The organism is Ensifer sp. Root558, assembly GCF_001427045.1.
Lineage (GTDB): Bacteria > Pseudomonadota > Alphaproteobacteria > Rhizobiales > Rhizobiaceae > Ensifer > Ensifer adhaerens.
This window is the reverse complement of the sequence record NZ_LMGC01000001.1, coordinates 722,463-738,408: the sequence shown is the minus strand read 5'-3', so window position 1 is coordinate 738,408 and position 15,946 is coordinate 722,463. Positions and strand designations below refer to the sequence as shown.

Genomic DNA, 15,946 nt, shown 5'->3' with positions numbered 1-15,946 from the left:
GGTTTTCTCCTTGTCTTCTCCCATTGTCGTCTTCGACCTCGACGGAACGCTCGTCGACACGGCCCCAGACCTGGTCGCCAGCCTCAACCATGCGGTTACCCAGGCCGGCGTCGAGCCGGTCACCTACGGCGACCTCACCCATCTCGTCGGCCACGGTGCCCGCGCCATGATCGAGCGCACCTTTGCGATGCGGCAAAAGCCGCTGGCCGAAGACATGCTGGAATGGCAGCTGAAGGAGTTCGTCGATTTCTACCACGGCTCGATGCCGGGCGATTCGCTGCCCTATCCGGGCCTGGTCGACGCGCTCGACCGCCTATCCGGCGCCGGCTTCAAGCTCGCGGTCTGCACCAACAAGCCGGAAAAGCTCGCCACGCGTCTGCTCGAACGGCTCGGCCTGATCGAGCGCTTCGCCGCGATATCGGGCGGCGATACCTTCGAAGTGCGCAAACCGGATGCTGCCCACCTGCTGCGCACGGTCTCCAATGCCGGGGGCCTGGCAACCCGCGCCGTGATGGTCGGCGACAGCCTCAACGACTTCCTCGTCGCCCGCAATGCTCAGGTGCCCTCGATCGCCGTTCCCTTCGGCTATTCCGATGTGCCGGTCGAAAGCCTCGACCCCACCGTTGTCATCAGCCACTTCGACGAACTGACCCCGGATCTGGTCTCGGGCCTGTTTTCCAAATAGAAGACAAGAAAAAGGCCGCTCGAAGCGGCCTTTTTCTTGCTTATCCTTCCGCCCGGCGTGCGCCGCGCGTCGCCTCGAAGGCCCGGTTCATATACATGTCGCGCTCATAGACGTCGTTGAAGTACTCGACCACGCCGTCCTTGTTCGGCCAAGCCGTGAAGTAGGCGACGTAGACGGGAACCTTCACCGGGACCTGCAGCGCCTTGTTGCGGCCGCCGGCGATCTCCTTGCCGACATCGTCGACGCTCGTGCCGAGCACGGCTGCCGCCATCAGGCGAGGATCGGCAAGCCGCACGCAGCCATGGCTGAGCGCGCGATTGTCACGCTTGAAGAAGCTCTTCGACGGCGTGTCGTGCATGTAGATCGCGTGACTGTTGGGGAACAGGATCTTCAACTCGCCAAGCGCATTGTCGCTGCTCGGCGGCTGACGCACGGCAACCGATGCGGTCGAGCCGTTCCAGTTGACCGATGCGGACGGGACCGGGCGACCGCCGACCTCGACCTGGTAGCCCATCCGGTCGAGATAGTTCGGGTCGCTCCTGAGCTTCGGCAGCATCTCGTTGACGATGATCGACTGCGGCACGCCCCAGTAGGGGTTGACCTCGACCGTCTGGATCTCGTCCTGGAAGAAGTAGGTCTGGTTCGCCTTGGACCCGACGACGACGCGCATGGAGAACTGCTCGGCGCCCTTGTCGGCGTAGGTGGCGGTAAAGGCCGGCTGGTTGATGAAGACGTAGCGGTCGCCGAGACCATCCGGCAGCCAGCGCGCCTGCTCCATGGCGATTTCGAGCTTGTTGATCTTGGAGGCGACCGTGTCGCCGCCCGTCAGGATGCGAAGCGACGCCTGGCCGACGACACCGTCGGCCTTGAGCCCGTGCTCCTGCTGAAAGGCCTCCACCACAGCAACCAGCTCCGGCGTGTATTCCGGCGTGCCCTGGTAGGCGGCAAGAACCGTGGCATGATCGGCCTTCAGCTTCTCCGAGCCCTTGAGGCGGATACCTGCGATGACGTTGGCGAGCTCGGGATTGCTCTGCCCCGGCTTCAGCAGCGTGCCGGGCGCGATTTCGACGCGCTGCTCGACGCTCTGCTCGGAGCGCAGCTTCACCAGTTCGGCAGAAAGAGCGGCAAATTGCGCGCTCTTCGGGTTCTGCTCATTGAGAAGCGCGGTCATGTCGCTGCTTGCCGACATCTTGTCGAGAAGCGGTAGCAGATCCACCGTCTTGCGCTTGAAGTCGTGATAGCCGGAGATCTTGTTCGGGTCGATGCGACCGCGCACCGTGTCCTGCACGTAGCTGAGCGTCGCTGCCGAAAGCGCGATCTCGAACTGCACGAGCTCTTTCTCGCGGGCGATCATGTCGCCGCGATCGAACGTATCGGAGGGCACGCTGACGGCATAATCCTGCGGATCGAGGCCGACCTTGGCGGCGTCGGCAAGAACGGCAACCGCCGCCTTCGCCTTGGCGTTGACGCCTTCGGCGCCAATCCAGATGTAATCCATGCGGGCGCCGTAATGGGCTTCGACCGCCTTTGCGACGTCACCCGAGGCGCGCACATTGATGCCGGGAAGGAACTGCCGCGCGTCAGCCAGCGGCATGCGCAGCACCGGCGGCAGCGCGTCGTTGCGCACGGAGCCGGTGACCAAGGGATCGAGCAGCTTGTCGGTTGCGATCCGACGCAGCGGCTCCGCCTTGTAGGTATAGTATTTCGGGCCGGTGATCTTCGGCAGCGGCTTGGCCGCCTGCTGCGGGTCAGCCATCGTGCCGACGCCGGGGAGCGGCTGGGTCGGTTGCACCTGCTGCGCCTCGGGCTTCTTTCTGCCTGCCCGAATGAAATCGCCGAACGTGAAGGCCGAAGCCGGCCGCGCGTCCATGGTCGCGATCGCACAGCCGCTCATGAGCGCCACGATCGCTGCCGTCTTAAGAACTCTCATATGAAACTACGTCCCCGTATCGCGTTGTCGCCGAATTCGGCTGAAGCCAGATTCTCGCCACGCCCTCGTGCGCTAAAAGTTATAGAAAAGGATGGTGAATGAAAAGGAAACGCGCCGATAACGATCGTCCTCGAACCTCCGTTTAGAATCTCCCCAACGCCTCATTTGCAGGACGTTCAGCGAGCGATAAAAATTTGATCCCACTGGATTTTATTTCGGTGCGCGCGTTGGCACGGGCGGCGGCCGGCGATCGGCGCTGGAAAAGAAGATGGCGTCTGTGACCGAAACATCACAACGCCGCCAAACGCCCGGCAAGGACCGAATCACGGTGACGCGACATGCACCCGCCACGCCCAAGGGGTTTCAAACGATTGTAGCATGGCCAGCCATGGACCGCCCCTTTACAAGCTCCAGCCGTCGGGGCAGAGAGAGGCCCGGCACCCTGGAGAGATCGGCCACACGGCCCCTCGCCCAGGCTTGATGAACCGCATGATCAAGGCAGGTATCACGATGACATCGACGCGCACGGAAACAGATACGTTCGGCCCCATCGAAGTGGCAAATGACCGCTATTGGGGCGCCCAGGCCCAGCGTTCGCTCGGCAACTTCAAGATCGGCTGGGAAAAACAGCCGGCCTCGATCGTCCGGGCGCTCGGCATCGTCAAGCAGGCGGCCGCCCGCACCAACCAGGCGCTCGGCCGGCTGGATTCGACCGTCGCCGACGCCATCGTCAAGGCTTCGCAGGAAGTGATCGACGGCAAGCTCAACGACCACTTCCCGCTCGTCGTCTGGCAGACCGGCTCCGGCACGCAGTCGAACATGAACGCCAACGAGGTGATCTCGAACCGAGCCATCGAACTGCTCGGCGGCGTCATGGGCTCGAAGAAGCCGGTGCATCCGAACGACCACGTCAATATGAGCCAGTCGTCGAACGACACCTATCCGACGGCCATGCACATCGCCTGCGCCGAGCGCGTCATCCATGACCTGCTGCCGGCGCTGAAGCACCTGCACAAGGCGCTCGAAGCCAAGGTCAAGGCGTTCGACCACATCATCAAGATCGGCCGCACCCACACCCAGGACGCAACGCCGCTGACGCTCGGCCAGGAGTTCTCCGGCTACGCGGCGCAGGTCGCCTCCTCGATCAAGCGCATCGAAATGACGCTGCCGGGCCTTTGCGAACTCGCCCAGGGCGGCACGGCCGTCGGTACCGGCCTCAATGCGCCTGTCGGCTTTGCCGAAAAGGTCGCTGAAGAGATCGCCAAGATCACCGGGATCGCGTTTACCTCGGCGCCGAACAAGTTCGAAGCGCTCGCCGCCCATGATTCCATGGTCTTCAGCCATGGCGCGATCAATGCGACAGCCGCCGCCCTCTTCAAGATCGCCAACGACATCCGCTTCCTCGGCTCCGGCCCGCGCTCGGGTCTTGGCGAACTGTCGCTGCCCGAAAACGAGCCTGGCTCGTCGATCATGCCCGGCAAGGTCAACCCGACCCAGTGCGAAGCCCTGACCCAGGTCTGCGTCCAGGTGTTCGGCAACCACGCCGCACTCACCTTCGCCGGCAGCCAGGGCCATTTCGAGCTCAACGTCTTCAACCCGCTGATGGCCTACAACTTCCTGCAGTCGGTACAGCTGCTGGCCGATGCGGCCGTATCCTTCACCGACAATTGCGTCGTCGGCATCGAGGCACGCGAAGACAACATCAAGGCGGCACTCGACCGCTCGCTGATGCTGGTGACGGCGCTTGCTCCGAAGATCGGCTACGACAACGCCGCCAAGATCGCCAAGACCGCCCACAAGAACGGCACGACGCTGCGCGAAGAAGCAGTCGGCGGCGGCTATGTGACGAACGAAGAGTTCGACGCGGTCGTTCGTCCGGAAACAATGATCAGCCCGGCCTGATCCATTTTGATACACCACGGCGCCTCCAAGGCGCCGTGGCTTTGATGTCGCGAACGCACTGTCGATCGGCAAAATCTGCCGTGATCGGTCATGATGCGGCGGCGCGACGGCGGCAAATATTAAGACTTCGCAAATCATTTGCCCCTAAAAATAATGACCGATAAGCAGCGTTTCATATTAGGGGGTTTGCAGATGCAAACGGCAAGCTCGGGCAAGGCTCAGACGCCCGATATCGCAGCGCAGGTAACCCATGCGATGCGCATGATGGGCGTGGCGCCCATCCCCCGCAACTACGAGCTCTATTACGAAGCCTATCTCGGCTCCAACCCGCAATTGTCGAAGGAGCTGGCAGCGCTCGGCAGCCGCGCGACCCAGGAAGAACTGGATGCAATCGGCGCGCAGTACTTCAGCCACATCCATCGCTCCACCGGCATCGAACGCGCCCACACCACGCTTGCGGCCAAGCTTGCCGAACTCGTCACCCTGTTGCGCGACGAGCAATATGCGCTCGAGAACTACAACAAGGTTCTCGACGAGGCCTATGTCAACATCGTCAGCAAGAGCGCGTCGAGCGCCGATATCCTGCGCCACGCAATCGGCATCCTGACCGACGCCACGGCCGAGACGATGAGCCAGGGCAAGGAACGCGTCGAGACTGTCGTGCAGAAGTCCTTCGAGATGGAGGTCATTCGGCAGGAACTCGACGAGTACAAGCGTATCGCCAACACCGACTCGCTGACGCGGCTCGCCAACCGCCGTGCCTTCGACGACAATCTGGCGGCCGTCTACAACAACGAGCACCTGCGAAACTTCACCGGCCTGCTCGTTGCCGACATCGACCATTTCAAGAAGGTCAACGACACCTTCGGCCATCCGGTCGGCGACAAGATCCTTGCGACCGTCGGCGGCGTGCTGCGCGCCAACCTGCGCCGCGAAGCCTTCGTCGCGCGCACCGGCGGTGAGGAGTTCGCCATCATCCTCGGCGACAGCAGCCAGGAAGAATGCCTCCAGATCGCCGACCGCATCCGCACTGTGCTGGCCGCAACGCCCTTCCGCAACTCCAAGACCGGCGTCAATTACGGCCCGATCACGCTGTCCGTCGGCGTCTGCATGGCGACGGCCGCCGAAGACCCGGTCGACCTCTACAACAAGGCCGACATCGCGCTCTACTCGGCCAAGAACGCCGGCCGCAACAAGACGGTTCTCTTCGAAGACGGCATGCGCAAGGAATCCGGCCGCAACTGGCTGATCTACCGCCGCTGAGACAGCAGCGCCTACCTGAAACGAAACCGACAACGGGCGCCTTCACGGGCGCCTTTTGCGTTTCATGGGCAACGAGCCCGCTTTCCGCTCAAATGCGTTACCGGCGGCAGGAATCGGCGCCTGCGGCGCGAGCGATTGCGATGATCTCCGGCCGGTACTCGAAGTGCATCGTGTCGAAGTGATACCAGCGGCCGCCCCAGATGAAGCCGTGTTTCTCGAAGGCTTGGACGATGTCCAGCGGATAGCGGTTGCGATAGCCGCCCCTGGCTTTTCCCGCCCAACGCCAATAGTCGGCAAAGCGCGTGTTGATATCGATGGCCGCACCGAAGCTGTGGACCGACAGCGTCGCAGCGCCGGCAATTGGCCGCCAGTTGAAGGTACCGGCACTCGGGCTGAGATAGCGCTTGAGTTCGGCTTGCCGCGAAAGGTCAGCAGCAACAGCCTTCAGCGCCGCCGCCATCCCGTGCTTCCTCGTCACTTGCAGCCATTCGCCGAACCAGTCCACGCTCACGAGATCCCGCCGGACGGCTGCAGCGCTGCCGCCATAGAGCCGTTTCAGCAGCGCTTCGCTGCGGATGCGCCCCGGGTCGAAATCGACCGCCGGTGGCGTCGCACAGGCGCCGAGCGGATAGATCTGCGACAGGCTGTCCTCGACGTCTCCTGCCGCGAGTTTCTCGGCATGGCTTTTCGCTCGGCCGTCGTCGATGATGATCGGCGGTCCGCCATCCCTGAGGACCAGGGCATTATTCTCGATGCGCTCGATGGCATCAGGGTAGCGGGCTGCCAGCAGCCTGAGCTTCTCCGACAGCAACGGCTCGGTGGCAGACGCCTTGCCGATTAGGAGAGCGAGCAGGAGTGCACCTGTCATAGCTTGCCGCAGCACCCTCGCCTCCAGCCTCTGTGCTTGGCCAATCGTGCCGATCAGCCGGGACGCAGCCTACCACATGGTCTTGGCGGCGCGCTCCGGCCATTCTCGGTCATAGGTGTCACGGTCGAAATCCGCCTTGGCGGCCTTCAGAAGCGTGCCAGGCGTCGGCAGCGATGCCGGATCGAGGAAGCGGTCTGGGTTCCAGAGCTGGGCGCGCATGACGGCGCGGGCGCATTGGAAATAGACCTCACCGATCGTCACGACGATAACGCTGCGCGGATGTTTGCCGTCGACCTCGAAGCTTTCCGTCAAGCCAGGATCGACACTGAGGACCGCCGTGCCGTTGATGCGCATCGTCGTGTTCGAGCCGGGGATCAGGAACATCAGCGCCACGCGCGGATCGCGCACGATATTGGCGAGCGAATCGACGCGGTTGTTGCCGCGCCAGTCCGGAATCAGCACCGTCCTGTCGTCGGCGATCCGCACGACGCAATCATCGTCCCCGCGCGGCGAGCAATCCAGGCCCTCCGGACCGACGGTCGCGAGCGCGCAGAAAGGCGATGCCTCGATCATCAGCCGGTATTCAGCCGTCAGCGTCTTGGTGACCTTGGCCACCGATGCTTCGCTGACGCCGCCATAGAGCGCGTTGAGTTCCTCGACCGAGGCGATGATCGACATACCGTCCCCCAATGCTGCCAGATTTCCCCGGGGAACGATCAGGGCGCTGATCTGCGCGCCGAATCCCGGGCCAGTGACCCTTCGGCCGATAGCATGACAGACTGATGACGAGGTCAACGAAAAATAGTCAGGCGACGGCTTTTTGATCTTCCGCGTGTATGAAGGCGTTGATCCGCGCAATCACCGGTGCGGCCGAAACAATGCGCCTGTGGCCAAAACCGTTTGCCCAGTGCATCTCGACATTCGGCCCGGCCGCCGCATAACGGCGCGCATGGTCGGCGGAGACTTCCTTGTCGTCTTCCGCATGGATGATGAGCGTCGGCACGGCACGCGCCTGGATCACGCGCGCGGCATCGAAATCATCAAGGCGCCGTCCGGACAGACGCTCGACCACGCCTTCGAAAGCCGCCTGCGCCTTTGGCGACAGGCGAAGGATTTTTCCGAACCCTTTGAAAAGCCAGGTCATCTCGCTCGGCGCGCCGATCAGCACCAGCTTTCTCGGCATATGGCTGTGCACGTCGCAGACGATGCCGCCGGCCGCACAGGCCAGGCTGCCGCCGCCGAAGGAATGGCCGACACAGACGTCGAAATTGCCGAAATGCCGCCAGGCCGCGTCGATCGCTCGAACCGCCGCCGGCATCGTCAGCGTGCGCCCCGGCGAAGCGCCGTGCCCTGGCCAATCGAGCGTCACCACCTCGGCGCCGCCCTTGACCAGGCCGTCGATCATCGCCGCCAGATAGTCGCTGCGCGATCCCCAGCCGTGCACGAGGAGAATGCGCTTGGTGTTGGCAGCCTCGCGCGGTGCGGCGAACTTGCGCGCCAGCACCCAGCCGCCGGCATAGGAGAGCGTCACCGGCTGCCCCCTGGCGATCACCGGGGCTGCAGCCGCAAGCGCCGCCCTTTCCTTGGCATTCTTCGGCCTTCTGCCGGGCGTGAGGGTGAACAGCCTGAAAGCGAGCCGCCCGGCCGCCTCGGGTGAAAACGCGTCGACGCCTTTCAGCGCGTTGCGGATGACCTTGATCGCAAAGGATGCCATAGTGGGAATCTCTAAAAATGTTCAATGCTGAACATAATTGTACAACGATGAACAAAAATCAAGTGACCACAGAACATCATTTTCCCTGGGACCACCCCCGCTTCCGCAGCTGGATCGCGGTTGCCCGTGCCTGCCAATTGATGCAGCAGACGGTAACCCGCGAGATCGCCCATCTCGATATCAAGCCCCCGCATCTCGACATCCTGATCAATCTCTACCGGTTCGACGGCATCTCGCAGCAGGAACTGGCACGCAAGCTGCTGGTCGGCCGCTCCAACATGAGCATGCTGCTGCCGCATCTGGAAAAACGCGGCCTGATCCTGCGTCGCGGTGACGAGAAGGACAAACGGGTGCTCAGGCTATCGCTGACGCCCGAGGGCCGCACGCTGACGGAGGCCGCGATGGAGATCCACACGGCGCTGATCGAAAGATTGCTCGACGATGAGTCGATCGATGACTGCTTGGTGGTCACCCGCTCCATGGAGCGGCTGATCGGCCTGCTCTTGCGGGAGGAAGGCGAATTGGCCTGAGGTGGGCGCCACGCGGGCGCCGCATGCATGAAACCACGCGAGAGCGCACGGCCGTCGTCAGCGCGGCTTCTCGGCCTTGTCCCGTGACATGCCCTTCTCCACGAGCTCCTGCTCGTAGCCGGCAAACAGCTCCGCACCCTTTTCGCCGAGTTCGCGCAGGTAGTTCCAGGTGAAGATGCCGGTGTCGTGGAAGTCGTCAAAGCCGATGCGCACCGCATAGTTGCCGGTCGGCTGCACCGAAATGATCTGCACGTTGCGCTTGCCGGGCACGGTCACCCGCTGACCGGGACCATGGCCCTGCACTTCGGCCGACGGCGAAAGCACCCGCAGCATCTCGGCCGAGAGATCGAAGGAGGCTCCGTCGTTGAACGTCACCACAAGCCGGTGGCGATCCTTCGACACTCGCAATTCCGTCGGCCAGACTTCGCTCATTTCGCTGCTTCCTTTCGCGTACGACAAACCGGATGCCGGCCATTCGCCGTAATCTGCGTCCCCCGATGCGGCATTGCTCTGAAGGACAACAATGCACTAGCGCAGAAATCGGCGCGCGAGAATTACCCGTCTCTTCCGATCAACACTTTGCGACAGTATGCGCCTTGACGCGACGATCTTCGACGACGACATTGAAGGGGCTGGGAGAAAGACGCTTGAACACAGCAACGATAGACAGATCTGGCGCTCTGCCGCTGGAGCAGAAGACAGCCCCGATGATCGACCCCTTCGGCCGGGCGATCACCTATCTGCGCGTGTCCGTTACCGACCGCTGCGATTTCCGCTGCACCTATTGCATGGCCGAGCACATGACCTTCCTGCCGAAGAAGGATCTGCTGACGCTCGAAGAATTGCAGCGTCTCTGTTCCGCCTTCATCGAGAAGGGTGTCCGCAAGCTCAGGCTCACCGGCGGCGAGCCGCTGGTGCGCAAGAACATCATGTTTCTGGTGCGCGAACTCGGTCGCGAGATCGAGGCCGGCCGGCTCGACGAGCTGACGCTGACGACCAACGGCTCGCAGCTTGCGAAATATGCCGCCGAGCTTGCAGACTGCGGCGTCAAGCGCATCAACGTCTCGCTCGACACGCTCGACCCGGCAAAGTTTCATCAGATCACCCGCTGGGGCGATCTCTCCAAGGTTCTGGAAGGCATCGACGCAGCCCAGGCCGCCGGCCTGAAGATCAAGATCAATGCCGTTGCGTTGAAAGGCTTCAACGACGCAGAGATTCCCGATCTCATGCGCTGGGCCCATGGCCGCGGCATGGACCTGACCTTGATCGAGACCATGCCGATGGGCGAGATCGAAGAAGACCGGACCGACCACTACATGCCGCTGTCGGAAATGCGCCGGCAACTGGAAGAGCAGTTCACCTTCTCGGAGATTCCCTATCGCACCGGCGGCCCTGCCCGTTACCTCGAGGTGGCGGAAACCGGCGGAAGGCTCGGCCTGATCACGCCGATGACGCATAATTTCTGCGAGAGCTGCAACCGCGTCCGTCTCACCTGCACCGGCACGCTCTATATGTGCCTCGGGCAGAACGACGCGGCCGACCTGCGCACAGCGCTGCGCGCTTCCGAAGACGATGCCTATCTCAGCCAGGTGATCGACGAGGCGATCGGCCGCAAGCCGAAGGGCCACGACTTCATCATCGACCGCGAGCACAACCGCCCGGCGGTTGCCCGCCACATGAGCGTCACCGGCGGCTGATCTTTCATCAGGATACCAATTTGGAAGAACAACCGGCAGGCGGCCCCTCAACCGCCTGCCGGCACCTTCTCCGCGCAGGTGGGGAGAAGGGAATGTGGGGCACATCTTCGTGTCCCCACGTATTCCGCGTGTAAGTGGATAGCGCCTGTATGGGCGCGCTTGACCGTCCGGCACGTTCCCTCGCCCCGCCTGCGGGGAGAGGTTTGGTCAGCGGGTGCCCAAGCCGCCCGCCCGGACACTCAAGCCGCGTAGCTTCGATGCCCCTGTCCGCGGGCGCCGATACCGTCCGTCCCGGTACGGAAGCGTTCGATCTTGTCGTTGAGCGCTTCCACCTGCCGGCGCAGGCCATGGATCTCGGCGGTGTTTTCCTCGACCATCGCGGCGTTCTGCTGGGTGATCATCTCGACCTGATGCACCGCCGAGTTCACCTCGTTGAGACCGGTGTACTGGTCGGCGGCCGAAGCCTCGATGTTGCTGACGAGGTCGTGGATCGTGCCTATGTGGCTGTTGATCACTGTCAGCGCGTCGCCGGTTTCCTGGACGAGAGCGACGCCGCTTCTCACCTGTGCCGAGCTTTCGGAAATCAGCCCCTTGATCTCGCGGGCAGCCCCGGCACAGCGCTGGGCGAGTTCGCGCACCTCCTGCGCCACCACCGCAAAGCCGCGGCCCGCCTCGCCTGCCCGCGCCGCCTCGACGCCGGCGTTGAGCGCAAGCAGGTTCGTTTGGAACGCGATCTCGTCGATGACGCCGATGATCGTGCTGATCTTCTCCGAGGAGCGGTTGATCTCGGCCATGGCATCGATCGCCTTGGCGACCACTTCGCCGGAATGCTTGGCGTAGGAGTTGGTTTCACCGACCGAAACCGTTGTCTTGCGGGCGCTTTCGGCCGTCGCGCGGACGATATCGGTCAATTGACGCAGGGCCCGCGAGCTTTCCTCGAGGGCTGCCGCCTGCTGCTCGGTCCGGCGCGCCAGATCGTCAGCCGACGCGGCGAGATTGCCGGTGCCGCCGGTGATCTCGCCGGTGACAACGCGCACGTCGGCAAGCGTCGCCCGCAGCGCCTCGACCGCATTGTTGTAGGTGCGGGCCATGATCACGTAATCGGCGGGCAGATCCTCGGACATGCCCTCTTCGAGATCGCCATCGGCAAGTGCTGCGAGCACGTCGGAGAGCGCGTTCAGCGCCTGCATCTGCTCGGCCTCGATGCGGGCGCGCTCAGCAGCCCGGCGCGTTTCCTCTTCTGCAGAAAGCGCGCGCGCGGCCTCGGCCTCACGACCAAGCCGGACATTCTCGACCGCATTGTCGCGGAAGACGGCAACCGAGCGCACCATGTCGCCGATCTCGTCGCCGCGGTTGCGGCCTTCGATGGCAACGTCGAGGTCACCATTGGCAAGCCGCGTCATCGTTTCGGTCACGCGCTTCAGCGGACCGCGCAGCGTCTCGACCAGCATCAGGCCACCGATGATGGCGAGCAGCGTGCCGGCGATCATCGCCACGATCGAAACGTCGGCCGAACGCTGGCTGTCGACCTTGCCGGCCTCCTGGGCGCTGCTGACGAAGCTTTCGAGCGTCGTGCTGGCGGCTGCGACCATCGTCGCCGCTTCGCTCTTTGCCGTTTGCCAGCGGCCGCCGACGTCGATCAATGCAGCGGTGTCCTTGTCGATGTTGTCGAGCGACGGGCCGAGCTTACCCGGAAGGTCGCGAAGGGCAGCGTTCTTGCCGCCGAGTTCGCCGAGCTTGGCTGAGGTTTCGCGAACCGCCAGGATGTCGGCCATGACCGGCTCGCGGCCGGCGGCATCGAGCTTGCGATGCAGTTCGCTGATGTGCAGCCGCGTGCTGTCGAGGCCCTTGAAGGTGTCGCCCATCAGCGCGATCAGGGTCTTCAGCTGCGAGATCTCGGCATCCATGCCGACGAAGCGCTTGGCGGCCGTGTCGGAATTCTTTGCGGCCTCCTTGGCAAAGTCCGCTTCGTATTTCGAGAACTTGCTGAGGATCGGCACCAGCGCGTTCTTCTTCGCCTCGTTGTCATCGCCGCCGGCAAGGGTCGCCTGCACCTTCGTTGCCTGATCCTTCAGTTCGGCAATCGGCGCCTGCACCTTTTCCGAGGCGATCTTTTCCGCCTCTTCGATCTGCTTCATGAGATGCGGCAGAAGCTTGTTCGCCTGGTCGATCTTGGCGTCGGGGTTGACGGCCATGGTTACCGGCAGGCGGAATTTCTTGATGCGCTCCGCAAGGCCCTGATAGGCGGCGGCATCGAACAGCAACGCCTTGGCAAAAGCTTCCTTCTCACCCGATTCCTTGCGGATGATGTCGATCTGCTTGTAGGCGCCATTGCCCTGTTCGGTCATGTCGGCAAGCGCCTTGTCGAGTGACGCTGTTACCTGGTCGCGCTCGAGCTTGGTCGCCCAGAGCTTGTCCGTCTGGCTGCGCATGGCTTGACCAAGCGTAAGCACCGAAGCGATTTCCGCCTTGTCCTCGGCACGGGTCAACAGGCCGTCGAGCGTCTTCACGCCGCTTTCCTGTTCGTCGATCTGGGCCGACAGTGCCGTGCGCGTCTCCTCGCTCGGCGCATCAGCAAAAGCCTGCAGCGCGCCGCGCAGCGCCTGGAAATCCGAGAGATTGTTGATGGTTTCCCGCGTCACGGTCATATGGCCGTTGAGCGTGCGGGCAGTGAAGAAGCCGATGAGACCAATGCCGGCGATAAGCGCCACGAGCGGAACCACGAAAAGCAGCACCTTGGTGACGATACGCAGCCGTTGCAGCAAGCGATCGATGAAAGACATTGCGCACCCCTGATTATTCTTATGGGAAGCAGGCCCGCGCGGCGGTTTTTCTTGGTGGAAACACCGATGGGCCATCGGCCGGAGGCTCTCCCAAGCCTCAAGCAAACGTCCCTGGAATGGCCACCCTGCAAGGTTTATTGCGGCGCCACCCCGCCGATCGCGTCATGCGAATGGATGCGGAATTGCCGCGACGATAGGCAGCGAAACTTAAGATTCCGCGAATAAGCTTATGTTCGAGCACACCGGCTTTACCGGCATGCGACAGTCTTTCCGGCAATGGTTCTCCCTCGAAGGCAATCCTTCTACTTGTCGGACAAGAAAAGTCGGAGCGGCATGCGATCCCGTTTGCACAACCCGGCAGCCAATGCTTAAACATTAGGCGATCCATTCACGGATTCGCCTCCCCATCCGCCGGCAGCGCAGGCCGCTTGCCCGGCGTCGCAGGACAGCCAGCATGCAAGCCTCCACCAATTTCCGCGGCATTCTTTTCATGTGCCTGGCGATGGTCACGTTCTCGTGCAACGACGCGCTCGTCAAATCCGTCACCGGCGCAATGAATGTGGGGCAGATCATCTTCGTGCGCGGTTTGCTGACGACGCTGATGGTCGTGCTCGCGGCCTGGCATTTTCGCGCCTTCCGGCCGATCGGAACGCTGATGCGGCCGGTGATCCTCTTGCGCATCGCCATGGAGGCGCTGGCCTCGGTCACCTATATCTCGGCCCTCGGCCAGATCCCGCTCGCCAACGCCTCGGCAATCATGCAGGCGCTTCCCCTGGCCGTCACGCTCGGCGCCGCGCTCTTCCTCGGCGAACCGGTCGGCTGGCGCCGCTGGACCGCGATCATCGCCGGCTTCATCGGCGTGCTGATCGTGCTCCGGCCGGGCCCCGAGGGCTTCACGCCGGCGGCGCTGACCGTGGTTGGGTGCGTCTTCGTCACCGCCACCCGCGACCTCTGTACCCGCCGCATCGGCCACGACGTGCCGGCGCTCTACATCACCGTATCGACTTCGCTCGTCACCACCCTCGTCGGCGCCTTGCTCATCCAGCCGATGGGCGGCTGGCAGCCGATGTCGACGACGACCATCAGCCATATCGCTGCGGCAAGCGTTCTGCTGATGCTCGGCTACCAGACGATCGTGCTGGCGATGCGGGCCGGCGACATTTCGGTGATCGCCCCCTTCCGCTACACCAGCCTGATCTGGTCGATTGCGATCGGCATCTTCTTCTTTGCCGAGGTGCCGGATCACTGGATGCTGGTCGGCGTCGCGATCATCATCGGTTCGGGTCTCTACACCTTCTATCGCGAGACGCTGCGCGGTCGCAAAGCCGTCGCCCAGCGCTCGCTGACCGGCCCACTGGAATAGGAGCCGACAATGCCCGGAAGCCGTCCCTCGCCCCTGATCAGCGCACCCCTGCCCGCCGTCGTGCTTGGCGGCGGATTGTCGCGCCGTATGGGCAGCCCGAAGTTCGGCCTTCAGCTGGGCGGCCAGACGATGTTGACGCGCATCGTCGTCCGGCTCCGGCCTCAGGTGACGAGCGTCGCCGTCAACCTCAACGTCGATCCGGCCGGCGCCATCGACAGAGGCGTGCTCGTCATCGCCGACACAGTCCCCGGTTTTCTCGGCCCGCTTGCCGGCGTGCTGACAGCCATGCGCCATGTCGCGGCGACCAATCCGGCAGCAAGCCACGTCGTCGTTGTTCCGACCGATACGCCGTTCTTTCCGGATGATCTCGTCACCCGAATGATTGCCGGCCTGACAGAGCACCAGCAGATTGCCGTTGCGGCATCCAACGGGCAGATGCATCCGTTGTTCGGGCTCTGGCCGGTCGCCCTTGCGGACGAGCTTGAGACCTTTCTGACAAGTGACCCGAAGCGCCGCGTCCGCGCCTTCATCGAACGCCACCCTTCGGTAACGGTCGATTTTCCGCTTATCGCGACGGCAGAAGGCGCATTCGATACGTTCTTCAACGTCAACACGCCCGAGGATCTGACCGACGCGGAGCAATGGTTGCGTTTCTTCGAGGATGACAAAACATGAGCGCCATGAAGATCTTCGGCATCGCCGGCTGGAAGAATTCGGGCAAGACCGGCCTGATGGTACGGCTCGTCACCGAGCTAACGCGGCGCGGCTACATCGTCTCCACCGTCAAGCACGCCCACCACGACTTCGATATCGACAAGGTCGGGGCCGACAGCTACCGTCACCGCGAGGCCGGCGCCCATGAGGTGACGATCGTCTCCGGCACGCGATTTGCCATCATGCACGAATTGCGCGGCGCCCCGGAGCCAAGCTTCAAGGAGATCCTGGCGCGGCTCGCGCCTTGCGATCTCGTCCTCATCGAAGGCTACAAGCGCGAACCGATCCCGAAGGTCGAGGCTCGTCGTCTGGAGTCAGCGAACCGCGAGCCGCTGGCGCCCACCGACCCCCACATCTGCGCAATCGCTGCCGATCATCCGGTAGAAGGCTCCGATCTGCCAGTGTTCGAGCTCGACGACACGGCGGCAATTGCCGATTTCGTCGAGAAGGTCACAGGGCTACAGCGCAAAGGCGTCTGAAATGCGCGAAGGCGCTGC

At 63.2% G+C, this 15,946-nt stretch carries 14 protein-coding genes; 8 read left to right on the top strand and 6 right to left on the bottom strand.

The genetic code is table 11. The features are described 5' to 3' along the window. The first annotated feature begins 10 nt into the window (after positions 1 to 10). A complete protein-coding gene (locus tag ASD63_RS03680) occupies positions 11 to 685 on the top strand; it encodes an HAD family hydrolase (protein ID WP_034795292.1) in 675 nt (224 codons plus the stop codon). Between the two features lie 40 nt (positions 686 to 725). Here the strand turns inward: ASD63_RS03680 and ASD63_RS03675 are convergent, their stop codons facing one another. Then, positions 726 to 2,615: a murein L,D-transpeptidase gene (locus ASD63_RS03675; protein ID WP_034795105.1), complete on the bottom strand. Its 1,890-nt coding sequence runs from the start codon at positions 2,613 to 2,615 to the stop codon at positions 726 to 728. Between the two features lie 510 nt (positions 2,616 to 3,125). Here ASD63_RS03675 and fumC point away from each other — a divergent pair. Both fumC and ASD63_RS03665 read left to right on the top strand, forming a co-directional pair. Next, entirely contained in the window at positions 3,126 to 4,517 is a 1,392-nt protein-coding gene (gene fumC, locus ASD63_RS03670; protein WP_034795294.1) for a class II fumarate hydratase, read from the top strand. Positions 4,518 to 4,709: 192 nt separating this feature from the next. Beyond that, on the top strand, positions 4,710 to 5,780 hold the full coding sequence (locus tag ASD63_RS03665) for a GGDEF domain-containing protein (protein WP_034795108.1): 1,071 nt from the start codon (positions 4,710 to 4,712) through the stop codon (positions 5,778 to 5,780). A 97-nt stretch (positions 5,781 to 5,877) separates the two neighbouring features. Here the strand turns inward: ASD63_RS03665 and ASD63_RS03660 are convergent, their stop codons facing one another. The 3 genes from ASD63_RS03660 to ASD63_RS03650 all read right to left on the bottom strand — a co-directional run bounded on the left by ASD63_RS03660 (position 5,878) and on the right by ASD63_RS03650 (position 8,362). Continuing rightward, on the bottom strand, positions 5,878 to 6,663 hold the full coding sequence (locus ASD63_RS03660; RefSeq protein ID WP_244495182.1) for a M15 family metallopeptidase: 786 nt from the start codon (positions 6,661 to 6,663) through the stop codon (positions 5,878 to 5,880). Positions 6,664 to 6,717: 54 nt separating this feature from the next. Beyond that, on the bottom strand, positions 6,718 to 7,326 hold the full coding sequence (locus ASD63_RS03655) for a pyridoxamine 5'-phosphate oxidase family protein (RefSeq protein ID WP_034795114.1): 609 nt from the start codon (positions 7,324 to 7,326) through the stop codon (positions 6,718 to 6,720). 127 nt (positions 7,327 to 7,453) lie between these two features. Next, positions 7,454 to 8,362, bottom strand: coding sequence for an alpha/beta fold hydrolase (locus ASD63_RS03650; RefSeq protein ID WP_034795117.1), 909 nt, complete (start codon positions 8,360 to 8,362; stop codon positions 7,454 to 7,456). Positions 8,363 to 8,409: 47 nt separating this feature from the next. On the opposite strand from ASD63_RS03650, the gene ASD63_RS03645 reads away from it, so the two are divergent. Next, positions 8,410 to 8,892, top strand: coding sequence for a MarR family transcriptional regulator (locus tag ASD63_RS03645; protein ID WP_034795119.1), 483 nt, complete (start codon positions 8,410 to 8,412; stop codon positions 8,890 to 8,892). A gap of 57 nt (positions 8,893 to 8,949) precedes the next feature. Here ASD63_RS03645 and ASD63_RS03640 read toward each other — a convergent pair whose 3' ends face one another. Beyond that, on the bottom strand, positions 8,950 to 9,324 hold the full coding sequence (locus ASD63_RS03640) for a DUF971 domain-containing protein (RefSeq protein WP_034795121.1): 375 nt from the start codon (positions 9,322 to 9,324) through the stop codon (positions 8,950 to 8,952). 215 nt (positions 9,325 to 9,539) lie between these two features. On the opposite strand from ASD63_RS03640, the gene moaA reads away from it, so the two are divergent. Continuing rightward, positions 9,540 to 10,589 (top strand): GTP 3',8-cyclase MoaA, encoded by a 1,050-nt coding sequence (moaA, locus tag ASD63_RS03635; protein WP_082572764.1) that lies wholly within the window; start codon positions 9,540 to 9,542, stop codon positions 10,587 to 10,589. 239 nt (positions 10,590 to 10,828) lie between these two features. Here the strand turns inward: moaA and ASD63_RS03630 are convergent, their stop codons facing one another. After that, positions 10,829 to 13,372 (bottom strand): methyl-accepting chemotaxis protein, encoded by a 2,544-nt coding sequence (locus ASD63_RS03630; protein WP_034795123.1) that lies wholly within the window; start codon positions 13,370 to 13,372, stop codon positions 10,829 to 10,831. Positions 13,373 to 13,826: 454 nt separating this feature from the next. Here ASD63_RS03630 and ASD63_RS03625 point away from each other — a divergent pair, with 454 nt between their 5' ends. Genes ASD63_RS03625 through mobB form a run of 3 tightly spaced genes read left to right on the top strand, consistent with a single transcriptional unit; the run spans position 13,827 to position 15,928 of the window. Then, positions 13,827 to 14,735 (top strand): DMT family transporter, encoded by a 909-nt coding sequence (locus ASD63_RS03625; RefSeq protein WP_060528791.1) that lies wholly within the window; start codon positions 13,827 to 13,829, stop codon positions 14,733 to 14,735. 9 nt (positions 14,736 to 14,744) lie between these two features. Beyond that, entirely contained in the window at positions 14,745 to 15,410 is a 666-nt protein-coding gene (mobA, locus tag ASD63_RS03620) for a molybdenum cofactor guanylyltransferase MobA (RefSeq protein ID WP_034795129.1), read from the top strand. Continuing rightward, the gene (gene mobB / locus ASD63_RS03615) at positions 15,407 to 15,928 is read left to right on the top strand and encodes a molybdopterin-guanine dinucleotide biosynthesis protein B (RefSeq protein ID WP_034795131.1); all 522 of its coding nucleotides are present in this window, start codon (positions 15,407 to 15,409) and stop codon (positions 15,926 to 15,928) included. Before mobA ends, mobB begins: the two co-directional genes overlap by 4 nt. Positions 15,929 to 15,946: the final 18 nt, after the last annotated feature.